Here is a 20,414-nt window from a genome sequence, read left to right as displayed (position 1 = left end):
ACCAGGGCCGTCAGCTCCGGATCCAGGTCTCCGAGAAGGCGAGCATCGCGGTCGAGATGCGCTGCCCAGCGATGTCGCGCGGGATCGGCGCGCCGGGCCGCACGCGGCCGTTCACCGTGACCGTCGCGGTCTCGCAGCCGACGAAAAGGGTGGGCATGTGGTGCTTGCCGGTCGCCGAATTCGCCGGCGTCAGCGCGAAGCAGAAGGGCTTGCCGAGGCCCGACCAGGTCAGCGCGATGGTCGCGTCGCCCGCACGCACCGTCTCGCTGTAAGTGGTGATGGCGTCGCCGCTGGTCTTCACGCTGTCGAGCCTGCGGTAGTGCAGCCCCTTCAGCCCCGGCAGCCCGCGCCAGGCCCCGAAATGGGAGACGTACTCTGCGACCAGCCAGCGCGCGAGCGGCTCGTTGTCCGTGTAGCAGACATTGGCGCGATCGGCCGGCGGCGCTTCCTCGTGCGGGGAGAGCATCAGCACCAGGGCGTGGCCGCGCCCGTGCGGCGAGAGCACGACGCGGAAGAAGGAGGCGAGCGTGGTGAAGGGCCCCGACGGGTCCTCCTTCAGCGAAATGCCGGGATTCTCGCCCGACCATTCGACGGTGCCGGGGAAAAGGATCGTGTCGCTCATGCGTCGGGCTCCTGGATTCGGCGCGCAGCCTGCGACGCAGTCCCCGCGGGATCAATGCCCCGGCGGCGGCACCAGCAGGACGAAGTCGGCGCCCTGGCGGCCGGCGGCGGCTTCGGCGAGGTCCGCGACCAGCCGCTCGGCGACCGCGACGCGATAGTGCTGCTGGTCCCAGTAGTTCGTGTCCTCGCGCGTGATGGCGCTCGGGATCATGAAGTCGGCCAGCACAGCGCCGGGGCGGCGGCGGACGATCTCCGCGATCGCATCCTTGCAGGCAGCCCATTGCTGCTCGCCGATGGTGCCGGGCTGGGCCTGCAGCGACCAGTGATAGGGCGCGAGGTAGACCAGCACCTCCGTCTCGCGCGGCAGCATCGCCAGCGCATCCCGCAGCAGCACATGCGGCGCGAAGTCGAAGCGCGGCGGCGGGTGCTGCGCCGGCGGCGAGGGCGGCGGCACCAGCGTCGGCAGGATGCGCGCCGCGTCGTAGAGCGAATCATCGGGCAGGAAGTTGGTGTAGCCGTCCCGCCCGTAGCGCGCCCGCCCGATGCCGAGCAGCGCCATGGCCTGCTTGCCCGCTTCCTCGGCGGCGTAGAGGTTCAGGATCTCGCCATAGCCGCGCCAGGGGCTGTCGCCATACATCCATTCCGGGAAGGGCCGCGGCGTCAGGCGGCGCAGCGGCCCCGTCTCGCACCACACCTGGTCGAGCCCAAGGATGACGCGCCGCGGCGCCGGATGGCTGCGCGCGAATTGCGCGAGGAGCTGCGACTGTTCCCACGCCGTGCCCGCATTGATCGACAGGTTCACGAAGCGCCCGCCGAAGGCGGCATCCAGCACCCCGGGCCGCAGCAGGCGGGAGGTGGAGGTGCCGATCACCGCGGAATCGAAGCGCCGGTCGCGCGCCAGCATGACGTAGGAATAGCGCTGGTTGGTCGAGATCGGCACACGATCGCCCGGCAGCGACACCGGCAGCACGCCCCAGGGATCGACCAGCGCGATGAAGGCATAGGCCAGCGCCAAGGGCACGGCGGCGAAGCCGAGCAGCGCGCGCAGGAAGCGCGCCCAGCGGACCGGGTCCTCAGAACTGGAAGTAGATGAATTCATTCGGGACGCGTCCGCCGATCACCAGCAGCATGAGGAACAGCACCAGCCCGACCGCCGCGCCCACCCAGGGCCGCGGCCGCAGCCGTTCGAGCGCCGCACCCTGCGAGGTCGGCCCGAGCACAGCGACGACGATCCCGGCGGCCAGCGCGACCTGCTGCGTCGTGTCGGTCTCGAGCGCCGTGCGCAGCGGCAGGCCGATCATCGCTTCCAGCACGCGCGCGGCGGTCGCGAAGTCCGGCGCGCGGAACAGCACCCAGCCGACGATCACGAAGAGCATCGTCAGCGCCCAGCCGATCACCCAGGGCATGCGCAGCCCGGCACGGTTCCACGCGCCGTTGAGGGCGAGGGCGATGCCGTGCAGCCCGCCCCACACCACGAAGGTCCAGGCCGCGCCGTGCCACAGCCCGCCGAGCAGCATGGTGACGATGACGTTCACCGCCTGGCGCGCCGCGCCCGACCGGTTCCCGCCCAGCGGCACATAGAGGTAGTCGCGCAGGAAGCGCGACAGCGTCATGTGCCACCGCCGCCAGAACTCACGGATCGAGGCCGCGCGATACGGCGCGTCGAAGTTCATCGGCAGCCGCAGTCCGAACATCAGCGCGAGGCCGATCGCCATGTCCGAATAGCCGGAGAAGTCGAAATAGATCTGCAGCGTGTAGGCGATCGCCCCGAGCCAGGCGTCTCCCGCGCCAAAGGCCTCGGCACCCGCCGCGCGGGCGAAGGCGGCATCCGCCACCGGCGCGATGGTGTCAGCGATGCCCACCTTCTTCACCACGCCGATGGTGAACAGCACCAGGCCGCGCGCCAGGTTCTCGGCCATTTCCGGCCGCCGCGGGTCGAGCGCGAACTGCCAGATCACCTCGTTGTGGCGGACCAGCGGCCCGGCGACGAGCTGCGGGAAGAAGGTGACGAAGAGGAAGAAGTCCGTCAGCGGATAGGTCTTGGCGTGCCCGCGCTTGAGGTCGACCAGGTAGGAGACCTTCTGGAAGACGTAGAAGGACACGCCGAGGGGCAGGATGATGTTCCACGCCTCGTGCCGCCCGCCCAGGATCCAGGCGACGTTGTCGGCAATGAAGTTCGCGTACTTCACCCAGCCCAGCACCGCGAGGTTCAGGACGATGCCGAGATCGGCCCACCAGCCGCGCGGGCTGGCGGCATGGGCGCGCGCGACGAACCAGTTGACCAGCGTGAGGCCGACCAGCACCGGCACGAAGCGCACGTCCCAGAAGGCATAGAAGGTCAGCGAGGCGATGACGACCCACCACTGCCGCGCCGGCCGGCTGGGCGCGAGATACCAGCCGAGCAGGGCAAGCGGCAGCAGGCCGAGAACCAGCGCCTGGGAATTGAACAGCATGCCTCAGCGCCGCAGGCTGCGCCCGGCGAAGCAGGTGTTGCGCCGCGCGATCTCCATCAGGTTCGGCGGCAGCGGCGCCATGCCGCCACGCTCGAGCCGCGCGCGCCCTTCGCGCGACCAGCGCGCCGGCTCGATGCTCGGATCGGCGAAGGACCCGCTGACCCGCACCGGGATGTCGAGGGCGAAGAAGTCGGTCGAGGCGCGCTCGCTGCCGATGACGAGGTCGAGCCGCTTGCGGTTGAGATCGAAGGTCGCGAGGCCCGCGATGGTGCCCGTCCCGGCGCGGATCCGAAGCGGCGCCGCTTCCCCCCGCCCGCTGTTCACGTCGACGGCGGCGAGCAGGCAGGTCACGCGCGTCATCCCCTGGGAGGTGCGGAACAGCGCGCGGATGTCGGTCGAGGCCATCTCGATCACCTCCCGCGAGATGCTGCCGTTGACGATGCTCGCGACGGCGGAGATCCGCGCATTGCGGCGCGCGGCGGAGGCCGTCGCGGCTTCCAGCGTCAGCGCGGCGTCGACCGACATCCGCCCGGTCACCGGCACTGAATGCACGCCGAAGGCGCGGCGGAGGCCATCGACGTCGGCGTCGCGCAGTTCGAAGTCGGCGGCGATGCGCGCGCCGCGGGCGGCCGGCACCGCTTCGCCCGCCGCGCCGAAGCGGGCGCCGAAGGAGGTGACGAAATGCGTCTCGAGGGTGATCCGGGACGGCGCGACCTGCGCCTTCACCGAGGCCTCGGTACCCGAGATCGCCGGATGGACGAATTCGCGCGCAGTGACCTCGGCGCGGATCAGCGGATCGGGCCGCGCCGGCACGGCGAGCGGCGCGTCGGGCCCGCCCTCGGAAGCACCCGGATCGCCGACCAGCCGCTCAAGGTCGAGCCGCGCGAAGGCCATCTGCGCGACGACGGCATCGGGCTGCCCCGTATTGCCTTCGGTCAGTTCCAGCAGCGGCGCCGTGAAATCCCCGCCGTCGAGCTTTCCCTGCGCCTCCGCGAGCCGCCAGACATCGCCCTGGCGGGTGAACTTGCCGGCGACCTCGACCGGCAGGGCGGGCCCGCCCTCGGCGCCGGCCATGGCGAGGATCGCCTGCGGGCTGCTGGCCGTGAGGGTCAGCCGCCCATCCATGCCGTCCACGTTCAGCGGGTCGGTGGAGGTGCCCTCGAAGCGCAGCCTGGTGCCTTCCGCGGTTGCGTTCAGCGTCATCGGGAAGGGCACCGAGGCGTCCCGCAGCGTCGCGATGCTGCCGAGCGCGGCCTCGAGCGCCAGCGGCACGGCGTTGTAGCTGCCCGCGGCACGCAACGCCGCCGGCTGGTCGAGCGCAGCAGCCGCGAGCGTCACCTCGTCCAGCGCGGTGCGCAGCTCGTTGCCGCTGGTGGTGCGAAAGACGACCTCGCTGCGCGTCAGGCGCAGGGCATGGACCATGGGCAGGCCGCTGCGGTCGGGCGGGGCCGGCGTGGCAGGGGCCGGCGGCCGCTCGCCGAAATGCCAATTGGCCCGCCGCCCCGGCGCGCGTTCGAGGTAGAGCACGAAGCCGTCGGCCGCCGCGTCGCGCAGGACGACCTCCCCGCGCAGCAGCGGCAGCAGGTCGATGGTGGCGTCGAGGCTCGCGACCTCGGCCATGGCCGGGCGCGTGCCGCCCTCGATGTTCGCGAGCCGCGCGCCGCGCAGCGCCACGCCGATCGACAGGCCCGGCGAGACGCGCAGGCTCGCGACCGTCACCTCGCGCCCCAGCGCCGCGGTCGCACGGGCGGCCACGGTGGGGCCGAGCTCGATGCGCGGCACCACGACCATGGCGGCGAGCAGCGCCAGCAGCGGCAGGCCCACCAGGATGCCCAGGATGATCTTGCTGCGGCGGCTCATCTGACCCTGCGTCCGTGCATGCGGTCCCGCTTACACCAGTGCGGGGCGGCAGGCGAAGGGCGAAGGGGTCAGCCTGGCGGGACCAGGGCGGCGACCCGGGCGTGCAGGGCCTCGGCCATGGCCTCGGCGCGGCGGCGCGGGTCGGGCTCCTCGGGGACGATGGCGGCGACGGCGAAGGCCTCCCCGAAGGTGATCCGCACCGGATGGCGGCGGGGCAGATGGGCGTCGCGGGGCATGGCCTCGAAGGCGCCGGCGATATGGGCGGGGATCACCCGCACATCGGGCAGGCCGTCCAGCACGAAGCCGATCCCGGGCAGGAAGCGCTGCAGCCGCCCGTCCGGGGACCGCCAGGATTCCGGGAACCAGACCAGCCCCTGCCCGCGTTCCAGCACCGCGCGGGCCATGGTCACCGCCTGTCCCGGCTGGCGCTCATCCACCGGGAAGACCTGGAAGGTGTGGGCGAAGCCGCGGCTGACCGGGTTGCCGAACAACCGTTCCACCGCGCCGCTCCACCACAGGCGCCGGGAGCCGGCGAAGGGCAGCGCCGCGGCGACCAGGCCGGGGTCGAGGTCGCTCACGTGATTGGCGACGATGACGAAGGGGCCCTCGCGCGGGATGGCCTCGGTGCCGGTCGCGCGCAGGTCGAACATCACCCGCCCGATCCCGCGCGCAAGGCCCCAGCCGGCCCAGCGCAAGGGCAGCAGCGCCGGGGATCGCGGCGCGGTGGCCCGCGCGATGGCGGCGGCAACCTCCTCGGCGCTGCGCCGGGGCGGCGGGGTGCCGCCCCCGGCGGCCGCGGCGCGTTCCAGCAGGGCGCGCACGCTTGCCATCTCGGCCATCTCCTCCTCGGTCAGGCGGAGGCCGATGCGGTTCTCGATCTCGAGCGCGAGGGAGACCCATTCGAGGCTGTCGATGCCGAGGTCGAGCGACGGACTGGCCGAGGGCGAGAGCGGCTTGCCCGCATAGCGTGCCTCGAGGATCGCCCAGACCTCCGCGGCACCCGGGGTGGCGATCAGCGCCGCCTCCTCCTCGGTGATCGGCGCCGCCTCGCGCGGGCCGCGGCCGGCGAGCAGTTCCTCGTAGAGCTTCGGCAGCTGGAAGCGCTGGATCTTGCCCAGCCGCGTGCGCGGCACCGGCTCCCGCGCCAGCACGTAGCCGGCGAGGCGCTGGTAGGACGGCAGCGTCTGCGCCACCTCGGCCAGCGCGACGCGGACCACGTCCTCGACGCGCGTGCTGCCGGTCGCGCGCACGGCAACGAGGTCGGGCAGCACGATGGCGACGAGCGCGCCCTCGCGCTCCAGCACCGCGACTTCCTTGATGACCGGATTGACGCCGTAGGCGGCCTCGACCTCCTCCGGCATCACGTTCTTGCCGCCGCCGAGGACGATCAGCTCCTTGCTGCGCCCGGTAACGTAGAGGAAGCCGTCCGTGTCGAGGCGCCCGAGGTCGCCGGTGCGGAACCAGCCATCCTCGGTAAAGGCCGCCGCATTGGCCTCGGGGTTGTTGCGGTAGCCGGCAAAGACGTTGGGGCCGCGCAGCAGGATCTCCCCGATGCCGAGCGCGTCCGGATGGGCGATGCGGATCGAGGTGCCGGCGGCGATCGGCCGGCCCTCGGACCCGATGCGCTGCGCATCCGGCGTGTTGCCGGTGAAGAGCGAGGCGGTCTCGGCGAGGCCGTAGCCGGAGGCCACCTTCCAGCCGAGCGCCTCGAGCATCCAGGTCGCGTCGGGATCGAGCTTCGCCCCGCCCGAGACCATCAGCCGCAGGTCGGGGGCCATCTGCGCGTGCAGCGATCCGAACAGCCGCCGCCCGACGTCGATGCCGCCCTTGCGCAGGCTGGTCGCGAGTTCCAGCAGCCCGGCGAAGACCGTCGAGGCGATGCGCCCGCGCGACGCGACCCGCGCCTGCAGCCCGCCCAGCAGCGCGACATAGAGCCGCGGCACGCCGATCATGATGCTCGCCCGGCCGGCCTTCAGCGCCTGGACGATCTGCGGGCCGGTCACCGCCTCGGGCAGGATGATGGTCGCGCCGGCGGCAAACGGCGTCATCAGCCCGACCAGGAAGGGATAGACGTGGTGCAGCGGCAGCGGGACCATCATCCGGTCCCCCGCCCCGATCAGCCCCTGCGCCAGCACGCCCTCGAGGTTCGCGGTCAGCATTCCATGCGTCAGCGCGAACAGCTTTGGCGCGCCCGTGGTGCCGGAGGTCGCGACGATCAGCGCCTCCTCCTCCGCCGCGAGGTCGGGCAGCGGCACCGGGGCCTCGGCCCGCAGCGCGTGCCAGCCATCGGGCGCGTCGGGCCGGTCGACCAGGACCACGCGCAGCCCCTCGGGCATCGACAGGTTCGTGGCATGGGCGACGGAGGTGAAAAGCCAGCGGCACCGCGCCTCGGCCACGATGCCTTCGGCGAGATGGGTCTCGGTCAGGTCGTCGATGGCGAGCGGCAGCGCCCCGGCGGCGCCGAGGGCCAGGCGCACCACGATCCAGTCCGGCGAATTCGGCGCATGGATCGCCACCACCTCCCCGCGGCCGATCCCGGCGGCGATCAGCCCGGCGGCGAGCCGTTCGGCCTGCCGCGCCAGTTCCGCCGCCGGCCAGGCGGTCGGGGTCCCGTCCCGCATCGTGACGACCGCCGGCGCGTCCCCGCGCGCGGCGAGGGCGGCGATCAGCCGCGCCGGCGTCCAGAGGCCGCCCGCGGTGCGGACCGTCGCATCCATCATTTCGCTCCGAGAAGGCACGCCGGGAAATTTCGTGGCGTCGGCCCGCGAAGTCCATATCCCGGACCGTTCCGGAGCCGGCCGAAAATCATTCCTTCCATTTCGGCCTCCGACGCCCTATCTGCATCGCGTCAGCTTTGTTCGGTCCTGCTGCGCCCTCTCCGCTCCTGCATGGAGCCCCGAGCCCGCTGCCCGCCCCCTACACAAGATTGATCCGGCGCACGGTCCCGTGCGGCGGCAGCACCATGTCCGAACGGAACATTCCCATGTCCAATGGCACCATCAAGTGGTTCAACTCGACCAAGGGCTATGGCTTCATCCAGCCCGAGGACGGCACCAAGGACGTCTTCGTGCACATCTCCGACGTCGAGCGCTCGGGGATCGGCACGCCCCAGGAAGGCGACAAGATCGAATACGACCTGCAGCGTGGCCAGCAGGGCAAGATGTCGGCCACCAACCTCAAGAGGGCCTGAGGGTCCTCCCCAACGGGCCGGCGGCAGTCGCCGGCCCCGTCCGCAAGGACGCATGCGGCGCCACCCGGACCGGGCGGCGTCGCCAAGCAAGAACGAGAACAGTGATGCGACCCACCACCGAAACCCGCAGCCAGCGCGATGCGCCGGCGCGGCCTCTCCTCACGGCGCAGGCCACTCCGGCCCAGCGCCCGTCCACCGGCCTCACGCCGGCGGAGATCCGCCAGATCGTCCTCGACATCCTCGGATGACGCGACGGTCGGCGCAGTGAGCCAACCCCAAGACACAGGACAACAGTAAGCAAAGATGCAAGGCCTGAAGCGCGACGATTTCAATTCCCGCCGCGACGCCGCGGCAGCCGCCCGCAAGGCGATGATGGACCGCTTCCGCGCGCAGCCGAAGCCGGACGACCCCGTGGTGCAGGAGCGGCTTGCCCAGCAGCGCGCCGTCGCCGAGGCACGCGAGGTGCGCCGCGCCCAGCGCGAGGCCGAGCGTGCCGCCGCCGCCGAGGCCGCCGCCGCCGAGGCCGCCCGCCTGGCGCAGGAGGAAGCCGAGCGCGTCGCCGCCGCCGCCGCGGAAGCCGCTGCCCAGGCCCGGCGCGACGCCGAAGCCGCCCGCGCCGCCGCCGAGGCCGCGATGCAGCAGGAGGAGCGCGCCGCCCTCCTCGAAGCCGACAAGAAGGCCCGCGCGCTCGCGCTCGCCGCCGAACAGAAGGCGCTGCGCGACGCGCGCTACGCCGCCCGGAAGGCGCGCCGCAAGTAAGGCGCGCTCACCCTCTTCCCGCGAGAAAGGACCCGTCCATGACCTACCAGGACGCCACAGCCGCCAGCCCGAAGGCGGAGACGAACATCGAGGACGAGATCGCCTACCTCGCGAAGCGGCACCGCATCTCGCCCGCCATCGTGCGGGAGATCATCCGCCGGTCCGGCGCGACCGAACGGAGCTCGATCGAGCGCGAGATCGCCAAGGGAAAGGCGCGCCGCTAGGGCGCGTCCCGGCCGGGTGGCCCCACCCGACCGGGTGAAGATGCCCCCACGAACAACGGGCCAGGGTCGTTGCCGTAAGCGCGGGCACATGAAGCCGGCACCGGCGCACCTTCCGCCCGGGCGGCACCGGCCCGCACCCCCATTCGGCAAGCCTTTGGCTGGCCGGATGAGGGGTGCGGGCCGGTGTCGTTTCGGGCCTCCGCGGGCTGCCCTGCCCGGCACCCCGCCTCGTCGCGCCGCCACGACCATGCCATCCTCCGAAAAGATCGGAGGACCGTCATGGCCGAAACCAACCTGCAGATCCTGCTGAAGCGCCGCCCCGTGGGCGCGCCCGTGGAAGCCGATTTCGACATCGTCGAAACCCCGGTGCCCGAGCCCGGCGACGGGCAGGTGCTGGTGCGCGCCCGCTACCTCTCCCTCGACCCGTACATGCGCGGGCGGATGGCGGACGCGAAATCCTATGCCAAGCCCGTCGCGCTCGGCGCCGTGATGGAAGGCCAGACGGCCGGCGAGGTCGTCGCCTCCCGCCACCCCGGCTTCAAGCCGGGCGACATCGTGCTCGGCGGCTATGGCTGGCAGCGCTTCTCCGTCGTCGGGCCGGAGCGGCTGTTCAAGGTGCCCGAGGCCGACCCGCCGCTGTCGAGCAGCCTCGGCGTGCTCGGGATGCCCGGGCTGACCGCCTGGACCGGGCTCGAGGACATCGGCCAGCCCAAGGCGGGCGAGACGGTGGTGGTCTCGGCCGCCTCGGGCGCGGTCGGCCAGGTGGTCGGGCAGATCGCCAAGATCCGCGGCTGCAAGGTCGTCGGCGTCGCCGGCGGGGCGAAGAAGTGCGACTTCGTGGTCAAGGAGCTCGGCTTCGACGCCTGCCTCGATCATCACGGGGACCTCGAGGCGCAACTCGACGCCGCGGCGCCCGAGGGCATCGACGTCTACTGGGAGAATGTCGGCGGCAAGACCCAGGCCGCGGTGTTCCCGCGCTTCCGCGACTTCGGCCGCATGGTGATGTGCGGCATGATCGCCCAGTACAACGAAGCGCCGGGCGCCGATGCCTCGGGCGCGCCCCCTGGGCCGAACCTCGGCCCCGTGGTGCGCAAGCGCCTGCGTATCCAGGGCTTCATCGTCAGCGACACCGGCTGGTCCCGCTACGCCACCTTCCGCGCCGAGATGGAGGGCTGGATCCGCGCCGGCCGGCTGCGCTGGCGGGAGGACGTGGTGGACGGGCTGCGCAACGCCCCGCGCGCCTTCATCGGCCTGCTGAAGGGCGAGAACTTCGGCAAGCTGGTGATCAAGATCGACTGATCGCATCTGCCGAGGAAGTAACTGGACAGCCGGGGGGCAGGCCGGGATACCTCGGCGAGCCCCCCGATGGACCAGTTCGCCCCGAAGCCGCTCGCGGAAGCGGCACCTCCGGAACCGAGCCGCCGCGCGCCCCCGCCGCGGCGCAACCGGCGCCCGCTGCTGCTGCTCGGCGCGGTGATGCTGGTGCCGGCGCTGATCCTGGGCGCCGCCTGCCGCAGCGCCTGGCACGCCGTCTGGGCCGAGGCCGACCGCGAGCTCACGGTCGGCGCCGAGGCGGCGCGCGAGTTCGCCCTGCGCGTCCTCGAGGGCCATGGCCGGCTGTCGGCGCGCATCGCCGAGAGCATCGCCGGCATGGACGATGCCGCGCTGCGCGAGGCCGAGCCGGCGCTGCGCGATCGCCTGGCGCGCATGATCACCGGGATGCCCCTCGCGCGTGCGGTCGTGGTGACCGCCGCGGGGGGCGAGCCCCTGTTCGTCGCCACCCCCACCGGCGAACCGGCGCTGCCGCTGCCGTCGCTGCCGCGCGAGGGCCTCGTCCCGGTCGGCGCCTACCAGGCGATCAGCGCGGCCTTCGCGCCGGGACCGGGGCGGCCGCCGCTGGTGATGCTGGCGCAGGAGCGGATCGGCGCGCCGGGCACGGTCGCGGTGCTGCTCGACGCGAACCGCATGGGCATCGGGCTCGGGCGCGCCCGGGGGAATCCCCAGGATTCCGCGGCGCTGATCCGGACCGACGGACAGATCCTCGCCCGCCAGCCGCCGATGCCCGCGCCGGCGCCGCCGCTCGGCCCGTCCCAGCCGCTGATCGCCGCCCTCGCGACCGGGCAGACGGAAGGACGGGTGGACGGCCGCACGCCGCGCGACGGGCAGCCGGTGCTGGTGCGCTTCGCCGTGCTCGGCAGCCATCCCGCGCTCGCGGTCGCGGTGGCGCGGCCGCGCGACGTCGTGGTGGAGCGCTGGTGGCAGGCCGCGACGCCCCTGCTGCTGATCGGAGTGCCGGCCATCCTTGCCCTCGGCGCCTTCGGCTGGGTGGTGCGCCGGCAGCAGCTCGCGCTCGAGGCGACGCTCGCCGGGCTCGAGGAACGCGTGGCCGAGCGCACCGCCTCGGTGCGCGAGGGCGAGGAGCGGCTGCGCATGGCGATCGACGCCGGTCGCTTCGGCACCTGGGAGACCAGCCTGCGGACCGGCCTGACCACGCGATCCGCCCGCACGGTCGAGATCCTGGCGCTGGAGCCCGACCAGACCACGACCCCGTTCCAGGATTGGGTGACGCGCATCCATCCCGCCGATCGTCCGCGCGTGCTCGAGGCCTGGGACCGCGCCAGGACGGGCCGCGCGCCCGGCTATCGCGAGGAATACCGCTATGCCGGCGCCGATGGCCGCTGGCGCTGGCTCGAGAGCACCGGCGCCGTGGTCGGCGTCGACCCGCTGACCGGCGCGCCGGAACGCGTCTCCGGCATGGTGCGCGACATCACCGCGCGGCGGGAGGCCGAGGAACGCCGCCAGATCCTGATGCAGGAGGTGAACCACCGCGCGCGCAACTCGCTCGCCATCGTGCAGGCCATCCTGCGCCTGACGCGGGCGGAGGATGCGGCGACCTATGCGCGGGTGGTGGAAGGGCGCATCGCGGCGCTCGCGCGCGCGCAGTCGCTGCTCGCCGCGGAACGCTGGACCGGCGCGCCGCTGCGCGCGGTGATCGCCGAGGAGCTCGCGCCCTATGGCGCGACGCGGCCGGCGAAGGGAGAGGCCCGCGAGCGCTTCGTCCTGACCGGCGGGCCGCTGCGGCTGCGCGCGGAGGCGGTGCAGCCGCTCAGCATCGTCTTCCACGAGCTCGCCACCAACGCGGTGAAGCACGGCGCGCTCTCGGCGCCCGAAGGCCGCGTCGCGGCGAGCTGGCAGGTGGACGAGGATGCCGGAATGCTGACGATCCGCTGGGCGGAGAGCGGCGGGCCGGCGCCCGGCATGCCGTCGCGCCGCGGCGTCGGGTCTCGCGTCATGGAGGCGACGATCGCGGGCCAGCTGGCCGGGTCGCTCGACCGTCGCTGGCCCGACGAGGGGCTGGTCTGCGAGATCCGCGTGCCGCTGTCGCGCGTCCGCGCCGGGCCGTCCTAGGGGCTTCGTTGATGGTGCGGCGCCGGCCCTCCCGCCCGCCCGTTCCGGATGCAGTCGTCGGGGGCCGGGTGGGGCTGCGCGCCTGACTCGCTTCCGACAGGCCGGATCCTATTCCGCCGCCGCCGGCACGGCCGGGGCCGCGAAGCGCGGCGCGACCTCCTCCATGAACCGGCGGATCGAGGTCGCCGCCGTCGCCGCCGGCATCGGGCCGAGCCGGAAGGAGCAGATCACGCCGCCGACGCCCGTCGACTCGATCTCGGCCATCTTCGCCGCGACCGTCGCGGGCGATCCCGCGATCAGCGCGTGGCTCGGATTGACGCGCGCGGGCGGCACCTCCTCCTTCTTCATGATGATGCCCTGCTCGGCATAGATGCGTTCGCGCAGCGCCTTGCGGTGTTCCTGCATGGCCTCGAAGGCGGGGATGCCGATGCGCTCGGCCTCGGCGTCGGTCTCGGCGACGACGACGTTCCGCCACACCCAGGATTCGTCGAGGCAGCGCGCGATATGCGCCGCATCGAAGCCGGCCTCGGCCATCGCGGCGCGATAGAGCGCGAGGCGCTTCGCCGTCGTCTCGTTCGACTGCACGTTCATCAGGAAGGGCACGCCGCGACGCGCCAGGTGCAACGCGCCAGCCTCGGAGGACGCCGCGCGGATCAGGTAGGGATGCGGCTGTGTGAAGGGCTGCGGGCGCAAACGCGGCACCTTCAGCGTCCAGTGCTTGCCCTCGTGGCTAAAGCCCTCGGGGCTGGTCCAGGCCTTGAGCATGATGCCCTCGGCCTCCTCGTAGCGCTCGAGCGCTTCCTCGTGCGGGATGCCGTAGCCCTGGTATTCGTAGACGTTGTAGGCGGTGCCGCGGCCGAGGCCGACGATCACCCGCCCGCGGCCGAGGTTGTCGAGCAGCGACATCTGCTCGGCGAGCCGCATCGGATGGTGCAGCGACACCTGCGCCACCGCGAAGCCGACCTTGATGCGCTTCGTCGCGGCGAGCACGGCGGCGGCGAAGGTGACCGGATCGACATAGGCGCAATTGCCGTCGAAATGGTGCTCGGCCAGCCAGAGCACCTCGACGCCGAGCTCGTCGCAGAGCTTCGCTTCCTCGATGCAGTCGGCGATCACCTCCGCGTCGCGACCGGGGTCGCGGCTCTCGGGAAAGAGGAAATTGCTGAAGCGCAGCATCCGGGCCTCTCCGCGGGGATGCGGAAATCGTAGCGGAACGGCGCGGGCGCGCAACCTTCGCGCTTGCGGCGGGATCGCGCCGCGCTAGGCTTCCCGCGTCAGCATGGGGATCGGCTGCCGGTGAGCACGCGTCGCATCCTTCTCGCCGCAGGCCTCGCCCTGCCCGCGCTGCGCGCCCGCGCGCAGGACCGTCCGGTGCAGATCCAGGTCGGCTTCGCGCCGGGCGGCAATATCGACCTCGCCGCGCGCATGGCGGCACCCTTCCTCGAGAAGCATCTCGGCGGCACGCCGATCATCGTGGTGAACAAGCCCGGGGCCGGCGGGATGCTGATGCTGAACGATGTCGCGGCCGCGCCGCCCGACGGGCGCAACGTCGCGCTCGTCTCCTTCCCCGCGCTCGTCACCGCGCTGTACGACAACACGCCGCGCTACCGCGTCGATTCCTTCGCCTATGCGGGGCTGCTGACGGACGAGCCCTACACCGTCTTCGTCGGCACGGGCACGCCCTTCCGCACGCTGCGCGACCTCGTCTCGGCCGCGCGCGACGCGCCGGAGACGATCACCATCGCGGGTGCGGGCGTCGGCAGCGCGCCGCACCTGGCGCTGATGGCGATCGAGCGCGCCGCCGGCGTGCGCTTCACCTGGGTGCCGACGCAGGGCGCGGGCCAGGCGATGCAGCTGGTCCAGGGCGGGCATGTGGCGGGGTCGATCTCGACCGTCAGCCTGACCGTGCGCGCGCATATCCAGGGCGCGCTGCGCGTCGTCGCCATCCTCGAACGCGAACGCTGGGACAAGGCGCCCGACCTGCCGACGGGCTTCGAGCAGGGCGTGCCGGTCGCCGCCGGGTCCGCCCGCGGCTTCGCCCTGCCCGCGGCGACGCCGGCGCCGATCGTCGCGCGCTGGGAGGAGGCCATCCGCCGCACGGCGACCGATCCCGAATTCAAGGCGCTCGCGGAACGCGACTTCCTGATCGTGCGCCACATGGACCGCGCCACCATGACGCGCTTCGTGGAGGATCAGGCCCGCGACTACGGCGAGCTGTGGCGCACGACGCCCTGGCGCCGCTGATCAGCCCGCGAAGCGCGCGAATTCCCGTGCGAGGTCCTCGTAGATCGCGCGCTTGAACTCGACCGCGAGCGCCGGCAGCTCCGCGAGCGGCGCCCAGCGCCAGGCGTCGAATTCGGGATGCGGGTCGAGGTCGAGGCGGATGTCGGCCTCCGCGCCGGTGAAGCGCAGCGCGAACCATTTCTGCCGCTGGCCGCGATACCTGCCGCCCAGCGCCTTGCCGATCAGGTCGGAGGGCAGGTCATAGGTGAGCCAGCGCGGATGCTCGGCGAGGATCTCGGCGCGCGCGGTGCCGATCTCTTCCTCCAGTTCGCGGAAGACGGCGACGGCGGGGTCCTCGCCCTTGTCCATGCCGCCCTGCGGCAATTGCCAGCCGCCCGGCGCGCCTTCGGCGTTCGGCAGGTCGGCGCGGCGCGCGACCAGCACCAGGCCGGCGTGGTTGAACAGCACCGCGCCGACATTGTCGCGGTAGGGCAGGTCCTTCATGGCGCGCTCGCGGGACGGAGGGGATTGGAATCGGAGGCGCTGCCCTCCGGCCGGCGGATCATGGCCGAGACGGGGGCGAGCACCAGCCCCCGCGCATCGAGCCCCTGCGCCCAGGCGGCGATGCGCTCGACCACGACGGGGCTGGCGGATCCCGACAGGCCCAGCGCGGCGCCGCGCTCGCGCGCGAGGCCCTCGAGTTCCGCCAGGCGCCGGTCGATCTCCCCGCGCGTGCCGCCCGGTTCGTCGAGCACGAGGTCGACGCTGCGCCCCCAGGCGCGGGCAGGCGATGCGGCGCCGGGCCGCGGGTCGACATAGAGCACGCCGCGGCGGAACAGCACGTCCTGCACCGCGCCGACGGCGTCGGGCAGCGCCGCGAAGCGTTCCCCGCGCATGCCGCCGATCGCCCCGATGGCGCCGACATAGCCCTGGGCGCGCGACAGCGACCAGTCGAGCAGGTCGAGGTTCTCCGCCATCGGCCGCCCGGTCAGCAGGGCGCGGTCGCCGGGGTCGTTGGTGGGGTAGCCGGCGGGTTCCATCGGGATGGCGATCAGCGTCTCCATCCCCCGCTCGCGCGCGCGTTCGGCCGCCTGGCCGGGGCGCACGGCATAGGGTGACAGCGCCAGGGCCACAGCGGGCGGCAGGCGGCGGATCGCGTCGTCGGTCTGGGTGGCGGACAGGCCGATGTCCGAGACGATGATGCCGATTCGTGGGCGGGTATCGCGGCGGTCGAACTCCCGCGCATAGGCACGGATGGAGGTGCGGCCATCGGCGCCGATGCGCGGCAGCGCGCCGTGGCGCCCGGTCTCAAGCAAGGCCGGGTCGGGCGCGGGGATCGGCCGCCCGGCGGCCGAGGCCGGCGCGGGCGCCGCGGCGAGAGGAGGAGGTTCAGGCGCGGCGGGCATCGGCGCCGATCGCGCTTCGGCCGCGGGTGGCGCAGGCGCGGTAACAGCCTGGGCGGGCGCCGGCGGTTCAGGAGTGGCCGGCGCGGGGCCGACCTGCGGCGCCGGCGCCTCGCCCGGGGCCGGCGCAGGCGCCTCCGGCGGCCCGAGCTGGTGCAGCCGCCAGACCGTGCCGGCCGCGCCCAGCGCGACCACGGCCCAGAAGACCCCCAGCCAACGCCAGCCTGGCACGCGCATCCCGTCGCGCGTCCCGTGGGCCGTCAGCGCACCGAGGCGCGACGCTGCGGGTTCGGCGAAGCCGCGATGCCGCGCAGCAGCTGAAGCGCCTGCTGTAGCTGGTGGTCGGTCTCGGGCTTGGTGGGGTCGAAGGTGGGCGCGCCCTCGGCCGGGTCGCGCTGCACGCGTTCGACGAGGCCGGCCGGCAGGTTCAGCGGCGGCAGCGGCGGGGCGGCCTGCTGCTGGCCGCTGTTGTCGTTGCGCAGCGCGCGGCGCAGGTCGGCCTCGCGGTCGCGGCGTGCCGCGGCGGCCTGGTTGCCTTCCTCGCGCGTCGCCCGCACCTCGACGTCCGGCTCGATGCCGGTCGCCTGGATGGACCGGCCGGAGGGCGTGTAGTAGCGCGCCGTGGTCAGGCGGATGGCGCCGTTGCCCGGGATGGGCATGACGGTCTGCACGCTGCCCTTGCCGAAGGACTTGGTGCCGAGGACGATCGCGCGGCGATGGTCCTGCAGAGCGCCGGCGACGATCTCGCTGGCGCTGGCCGACCCGCCGTTGATCAGCACCACGATCGGCAGCCCTTGCGCGATGTCGCCCGCGCGCGCGTTCCAGCGCTGCGAATCCTCCGAGCGCCGGGCGCGGGTCGAGACGATCTCGCCCTGGTCGAGGAAGTCGTCCGAGACCTGCACCGCCTGGTCGAGCAGCCCGCCCGGATTGTTCCGCAGGTCGAGCACGATGCCCTTGAGGTTGTTCCCCGCCTGCTGGCGGATCTGCTGCATGGCGCGACGCAGCCCCACCTCGGTCTGCTCGTTGAAGGAGGTGAGGCGGATGTAGCCGATGTCGCCGCCCTCGACGCGGAAGCGCACCACCTGCGGGCGGATGACGTCGCGCGTCAGGGTGAGTTCGACCGGGCGGTCCGTGCCCTCGCGCCGGATGGTCAGGCGGATCGAGGTGCCGCGCTCGCCGCGCATCTGCTCGACCGCTTCCTGCAGCGTCAGCCCCTGCACGGAATTGCCGTTGAGATGGGTTATCAGGTCGCCCGGCTTCACCCCGGCGCGCGCGGCCGGCGTCTCGTCGATCGGCGAGATGACCTTGATGTAGCCGCCTTCCTGCGTGACCTCGATGCCGAGGCCGCCGAACTCGCCGCGCGTCTGGACCTGCATGTCCCGGTACATGCGCGGGTTCATGTAGGAGGAATGCGGGTCGAGGCCGGCGAGCATGCCCTGGATGGCGTTCTCGATCGCGTCGCGGTCGTTGACCGGTTCGACATACTCGGCGCGGATGCGTTCGAAGACGTCGCCGAACAGGTTCAGCAGCCGGTAGGTCTCCGCCCGGTTGCCGTCCTGCGCCCAGGCCGCCACGAGCGGCCCGGCCACGATGCCAGCCGCAAAGGCCGCGCCGATCGCCGCGTAGGTGCCGGTCCTGCGCCGCATGCCAGATCCTTCCATTCCTGCCGGCCGGCCGATGGTCGCCGGCGGCGATATTGCACCCTACCGCGCAACCGGGCGGCGAGGCAGCCCGAAACCGCGCGGATACACGACCGTTACCTGCGCCCCCGCCTAGCCGGCGCCCGGCCGCGCCGGCCCGAGCCAGGGCTGGGGGTCCACGGGCCGGCCCTCGCGCCTGAGTTCCAGGTAGAGCCGCGCGCGGCCGCCCTCCCCTTCCGCCATGACGCCGACCGGCTCCCCCGCCAGCAACCGGGCCCCGGTCGTGGCGTCGAGCCGGCCCAGACCGGCCAGCACCACATGGTGCCCGTCGCTGCACTCGACAATCAGCAGCAGGCCATAACTTCGGAAAGGACCGCTGAACACGGCCCTCCCCGCGCAGGGGCTGACCACCCGGGCGCCCGAGGGGGCGGCCACGGTCAGGCCCCGGGCGGGCCCGCCCTCGGCGGCATCCCCGAAGCCGCGGACGACGCGCCCGGAGACCGGCTGGGCCCGCGCCCCACCGGGGGCGGCGGCGACGGCGGCGGATTCCGGCGCCGGCGGGGCGGCCGGGGGCGGTTCGGGCACCGGGCGGCCGGCGCGGCGGGCGGCGCGTTCCTCCCGCGCGCGGGCGGCGGCCTCGGCGCGTTCGCGGGCGGCCGCGGCGGCGGCCTCACGGGCGCGTTCGCGTTCGAGTCGGGAGAGCATGTCGGCGAGGTCCGAGGCGCGCGCGAGGGCTTCCTGGGCGCGACGGCCGGCCTCGCGCTCCGCCTGGCGGGCCTCGGCCTCGCGCATGCGGGCAGCGGCGATCTCGGCATCGAGGGCCCGCGCGGTGGACACCGCCTCCTCCCGCGCCGCGGCGACCAGGGCGGCCTCGGCGGCGGCGACCCGCATCCGCCGGGACGCTTCCTCGTCGGCCGCGCGCAGGGCGTCGACGTCACGGCGGATCTGCCGCGCCACGCCTTGCAGCACCAGCACGCCGCGCAGCGCCTCCTCCGGCGGCTGGGGGATGGCGAGCAGCGTCTCGGCCGGCCACAGCGAGAGCCGGCGCATCACCGGCATCAGCGGCGCCAGCGCGGCGGCGCGGCGCTCGACCTCGGCGCGCGCGGCGAGGGCGGCATCGGCGGCGGCGCGTTCCCGCTCCTGCGCGGCTTCCAGCACCGCCTCGGCACGCTGGACCCGCTCGGCCATGGCGACGCGCTGGCGGGCAAGGCCGCGCTCGAGCTCGGCGGCTTCCTGCGCCAGGCGTGCGGCCTCGGCCGCCGCGGCGCGTTCGGCCTCGGCGGCGCGGCGGGCATCCTGGACGGCCTCGCGCGTCGGCTGCGCGAAGGCCGTCGCGGGCAGGGCGAGGCCGGCCAGCGACAGGGCGATCAGGACATGCGGCCTCAGAATCCCGCCGTGCCTCCATTCTGCGCCGCCGCGTCGGAAGGACGGCGGACTCGTTGCAGGAAAGCAGCCGCGCCCGCGCCGCCGCAACCGGCCGCAGGCTGACGTCCGCCGTCGCCGAGGCACCACTCAACGCCTATGCGGTGCCCGGGGCCAAAAGGCTTGCCCCCCACGTCGCGCGGCAGCGCCGAAGGAGGGCTTTCCGCGGAGGGGCACGAAGGCACCGCCTTCGCGCCCCCGGCCTCACTGCACGCGGATGTTCCGCGCCCGGACGATGTCCCGCCACTTCGCGTTCTCGGCCGCGAAATAGGCCGGCCAGGAATCGGGGCCGGTCACCATCGGCACGACCGCGAGGGCTGCAAGGCGCTGGCGGGTCTCCTGCGCCTCCATCGCCGCGCGGGCGACGTCGTTGGCGCGGCGGATGATCTCCGGCGGCAGGCCGGCCGGGGCCTGCAGGGCGATGTGCTCCTCCACCACCACGCCGGGGAAGCCCTGCTCGGCGAAGGTCGGGATCTCGGGCGCGAGCGGGCTGCGTTCACGCGAGGCAACGGCGAGCGCGCGCAGCGTGCCCGCCTGGATCTGCGGCAGGATGCCCGAGGCCGCCTGGAAGACCATCGGCGTCTCGTTGGCGATGACCCCCTGCACCGCCGGCCCGCCACCGCGATAGCCGACATCGGGGATGGTCAGCCGCGCTTCCTGGAGGAAGAGCTCGGTCGCGAGATGCGTCGAGGAACCGATGCCCGAATTCGCATAGGTGATGCGGTGGTCGGGCCGGCGCGCCAACTCGACGAACTCGGCCAGGGTGCGTGCCGGGAAGTCCTTGTTGACCACCATGATGATCGGCATGGCGGCGAGCAGCCCGATGCCGATCAGGTCGCGTTCGTTGTCATAGGGCAGCTGATAGAGCCAAGGCGCCATCGCATAGGTGCTGACAGTGCTGACGAGCAGCGTGTAGCCGTCGGGCCTGGCGCGCGCGACCGAGGCGAAGCCGATCGTGCCGTTGGCGCCGGTGCGGTTGTCCACCACGAAGGACCGGCCGGTGTCCTGGGACAGTCGCTGGGCGAAGATGCGCGCCACGGCATCGGTCGACCCGCCGGCAGCCCAGGGGACGACGAGGGTCACGGGGCGGCTCGGCCAGGCGTCCTGGGCCAGGGCGGGGCGCGCCAGGCCGAGGGCGCCGGCCGCGGCGAGGGTCGAGCGTCGGGTGATCAAGCGTTCCTCCATCCCCGTTGTCCGGGCATCGCGCCTTT

Annotated in this window: 18 protein-coding genes; 7 read left to right on the top strand and 11 right to left on the bottom strand. The window is 73.4% G+C overall.

What is annotated here, in order from left to right; all coding sequences use genetic code 11:
* Window positions 1-10: 10 nt before the first annotated feature.
* The 5 genes from GWK15_RS08415 to GWK15_RS08395 form a co-directional block, all read right to left on the bottom strand.
* Window positions 11-622 (bottom strand): hypothetical protein, encoded by a 612-nt coding sequence (locus GWK15_RS08415; protein WP_168040844.1) that lies wholly within the window; start codon window positions 620-622, stop codon window positions 11-13.
* Between the two features lie 51 nt (window positions 623-673).
* Complete coding sequence (locus GWK15_RS08410) at window positions 674-1,720, bottom strand: hypothetical protein (protein WP_168040843.1); 1,047 nt, start codon at window positions 1,718-1,720, stop codon at window positions 674-676.
* A complete protein-coding gene (locus GWK15_RS08405) occupies window positions 1,695-3,074 on the bottom strand; it encodes an MBOAT family O-acyltransferase (protein WP_168040842.1) in 1,380 nt (459 codons plus the stop codon). Before GWK15_RS08405 ends, GWK15_RS08410 begins: the two co-directional genes overlap by 26 nt.
* Window positions 3,075-3,077: 3 nt before the next feature.
* On the bottom strand, window positions 3,078-4,934 hold the full coding sequence (locus tag GWK15_RS08400; protein ID WP_168040841.1) for an AsmA family protein: 1,857 nt from the start codon (window positions 4,932-4,934) through the stop codon (window positions 3,078-3,080).
* A 68-nt stretch (window positions 4,935-5,002) separates the two neighbouring features.
* A complete protein-coding gene (locus GWK15_RS08395; RefSeq protein ID WP_168040840.1) occupies window positions 5,003-7,651 on the bottom strand; it encodes an AMP-binding protein in 2,649 nt (882 codons plus the stop codon).
* A 266-nt stretch (window positions 7,652-7,917) separates the two neighbouring features.
* Here GWK15_RS08395 and GWK15_RS08390 point away from each other — a divergent pair, with 266 nt between their 5' ends.
* The 6 genes from GWK15_RS08390 to GWK15_RS08365 all read left to right on the top strand — a co-directional run bounded on the left by GWK15_RS08390 (window position 7,918) and on the right by GWK15_RS08365 (window position 12,515).
* Window positions 7,918-8,124: a cold-shock protein gene (locus tag GWK15_RS08390; RefSeq protein WP_168040839.1), complete on the top strand. Its 207-nt coding sequence runs from the start codon at window positions 7,918-7,920 to the stop codon at window positions 8,122-8,124.
* A gap of 104 nt (window positions 8,125-8,228) precedes the next feature.
* Window positions 8,229-8,372, top strand: coding sequence for a hypothetical protein (locus GWK15_RS08385; RefSeq protein WP_168040838.1), 144 nt, complete (start codon window positions 8,229-8,231; stop codon window positions 8,370-8,372).
* 55 nt (window positions 8,373-8,427) lie between these two features.
* The gene (locus GWK15_RS08380; protein WP_168040837.1) at window positions 8,428-8,883 is read left to right on the top strand and encodes a DUF6481 family protein; all 456 of its coding nucleotides are present in this window, start codon (window positions 8,428-8,430) and stop codon (window positions 8,881-8,883) included.
* A 38-nt stretch (window positions 8,884-8,921) separates the two neighbouring features.
* Window positions 8,922-9,107 (top strand): hypothetical protein, encoded by a 186-nt coding sequence (locus GWK15_RS08375; RefSeq protein WP_168040836.1) that lies wholly within the window; start codon window positions 8,922-8,924, stop codon window positions 9,105-9,107.
* Window positions 9,108-9,386: 279 nt separating this feature from the next.
* Window positions 9,387-10,406: an NADP-dependent oxidoreductase gene (locus tag GWK15_RS08370; RefSeq protein ID WP_168040835.1), complete on the top strand. Its 1,020-nt coding sequence runs from the start codon at window positions 9,387-9,389 to the stop codon at window positions 10,404-10,406.
* A 66-nt stretch (window positions 10,407-10,472) separates the two neighbouring features.
* A complete protein-coding gene (locus GWK15_RS08365) occupies window positions 10,473-12,515 on the top strand; it encodes a sensor histidine kinase (RefSeq protein ID WP_168040834.1) in 2,043 nt (680 codons plus the stop codon).
* 108 nt (window positions 12,516-12,623) lie between these two features.
* Here the strand turns inward: GWK15_RS08365 and GWK15_RS08360 are convergent, their stop codons facing one another.
* Window positions 12,624-13,691, bottom strand: coding sequence for an LLM class flavin-dependent oxidoreductase (locus GWK15_RS08360; protein ID WP_168040833.1), 1,068 nt, complete (start codon window positions 13,689-13,691; stop codon window positions 12,624-12,626).
* A 120-nt stretch (window positions 13,692-13,811) separates the two neighbouring features.
* On the opposite strand from GWK15_RS08360, the gene GWK15_RS08355 reads away from it, so the two are divergent.
* A complete protein-coding gene (locus tag GWK15_RS08355) occupies window positions 13,812-14,759 on the top strand; it encodes a tripartite tricarboxylate transporter substrate-binding protein (protein WP_168040832.1) in 948 nt (315 codons plus the stop codon).
* Here the strand turns inward: GWK15_RS08355 and GWK15_RS08350 are convergent, their stop codons facing one another.
* The 5 genes from GWK15_RS08350 to GWK15_RS08330 all read right to left on the bottom strand — a co-directional run bounded on the left by GWK15_RS08350 (window position 14,760) and on the right by GWK15_RS08330 (window position 20,376).
* Window positions 14,760-15,242, bottom strand: coding sequence for an RNA pyrophosphohydrolase (locus GWK15_RS08350; protein WP_168040831.1), 483 nt, complete (start codon window positions 15,240-15,242; stop codon window positions 14,760-14,762).
* Window positions 15,239-16,372 (bottom strand): divergent polysaccharide deacetylase family protein, encoded by a 1,134-nt coding sequence (locus GWK15_RS08345; RefSeq protein ID WP_168040830.1) that lies wholly within the window; start codon window positions 16,370-16,372, stop codon window positions 15,239-15,241. The genes GWK15_RS08350 and GWK15_RS08345 overlap by 4 nt, the downstream gene beginning before the upstream one ends.
* Before the next feature lie 29 nt (window positions 16,373-16,401).
* Window positions 16,402-17,787: a S41 family peptidase gene (locus GWK15_RS08340; protein ID WP_168040829.1), complete on the bottom strand. Its 1,386-nt coding sequence runs from the start codon at window positions 17,785-17,787 to the stop codon at window positions 16,402-16,404.
* A 126-nt stretch (window positions 17,788-17,913) separates the two neighbouring features.
* Window positions 17,914-19,254, bottom strand: coding sequence for a murein hydrolase activator EnvC family protein (locus GWK15_RS08335; protein ID WP_168040828.1), 1,341 nt, complete (start codon window positions 19,252-19,254; stop codon window positions 17,914-17,916).
* 153 nt (window positions 19,255-19,407) lie between these two features.
* Window positions 19,408-20,376, bottom strand: a complete 969-nt coding sequence (locus tag GWK15_RS08330; protein WP_245211504.1) for a Bug family tripartite tricarboxylate transporter substrate binding protein — start codon at window positions 20,374-20,376, stop codon at window positions 19,408-19,410.
* Window positions 20,377-20,414: the final 38 nt, after the last annotated feature.

Source organism: Neoroseomonas oryzicola (assembly GCF_012163135.1).
In the GTDB taxonomy this organism is placed as follows: Bacteria; Pseudomonadota; Alphaproteobacteria; order Acetobacterales; family Acetobacteraceae; genus Neoroseomonas; species Neoroseomonas oryzicola.
The sequence above is the reverse complement of the archived record's forward strand: the minus strand, read 5'-3'. Positions and strand labels throughout refer to the sequence as shown.

What these genes read in the sequence shown, in the direction of transcription:
- GWK15_RS08415 (WP_168040844.1), bottom strand. Translation starts at nt 622, where the DNA reads ATGAGCGACACGATCCTTTTCCCCGGCACCGTCGAATGGTCGGGCGAG.
- GWK15_RS08410 (WP_168040843.1), bottom strand. Translation starts at nt 1,720, where the DNA reads ATGAATTCATCTACTTCCAGTTCTGAGGACCCGGTCCGCTGGGCGCGC.
- GWK15_RS08405 (WP_168040842.1), bottom strand. Translation starts at nt 3,074, where the DNA reads ATGCTGTTCAATTCCCAGGCGCTGGTTCTCGGCCTGCTGCCGCTTGCC.
- GWK15_RS08400 (WP_168040841.1), bottom strand. Translation starts at nt 4,934, where the DNA reads ATGAGCCGCCGCAGCAAGATCATCCTGGGCATCCTGGTGGGCCTGCCG.
- GWK15_RS08395 (WP_168040840.1), bottom strand. Translation starts at nt 7,651, where the DNA reads ATGGATGCGACGGTCCGCACCGCGGGCGGCCTCTGGACGCCGGCGCGG.
- GWK15_RS08390 (WP_168040839.1), top strand. Translation starts at nt 7,918, where the DNA reads ATGTCCAATGGCACCATCAAGTGGTTCAACTCGACCAAGGGCTATGGC.
- GWK15_RS08385 (WP_168040838.1), top strand. Translation starts at nt 8,229, where the DNA reads ATGCGACCCACCACCGAAACCCGCAGCCAGCGCGATGCGCCGGCGCGG.
- GWK15_RS08380 (WP_168040837.1), top strand. Translation starts at nt 8,428, where the DNA reads ATGCAAGGCCTGAAGCGCGACGATTTCAATTCCCGCCGCGACGCCGCG.
- GWK15_RS08375 (WP_168040836.1), top strand. Translation starts at nt 8,922, where the DNA reads ATGACCTACCAGGACGCCACAGCCGCCAGCCCGAAGGCGGAGACGAAC.
- GWK15_RS08370 (WP_168040835.1), top strand. Translation starts at nt 9,387, where the DNA reads ATGGCCGAAACCAACCTGCAGATCCTGCTGAAGCGCCGCCCCGTGGGC.
- GWK15_RS08365 (WP_168040834.1), top strand. Translation starts at nt 10,473, where the DNA reads ATGGACCAGTTCGCCCCGAAGCCGCTCGCGGAAGCGGCACCTCCGGAA.
- GWK15_RS08360 (WP_168040833.1), bottom strand. Translation starts at nt 13,691, where the DNA reads ATGCTGCGCTTCAGCAATTTCCTCTTTCCCGAGAGCCGCGACCCCGGT.
- GWK15_RS08350 (WP_168040831.1), bottom strand. Translation starts at nt 15,242, where the DNA reads ATGAAGGACCTGCCCTACCGCGACAATGTCGGCGCGGTGCTGTTCAAC.
- GWK15_RS08340 (WP_168040829.1), bottom strand. Translation starts at nt 17,787, where the DNA reads ATGCGGCGCAGGACCGGCACCTACGCGGCGATCGGCGCGGCCTTTGCG.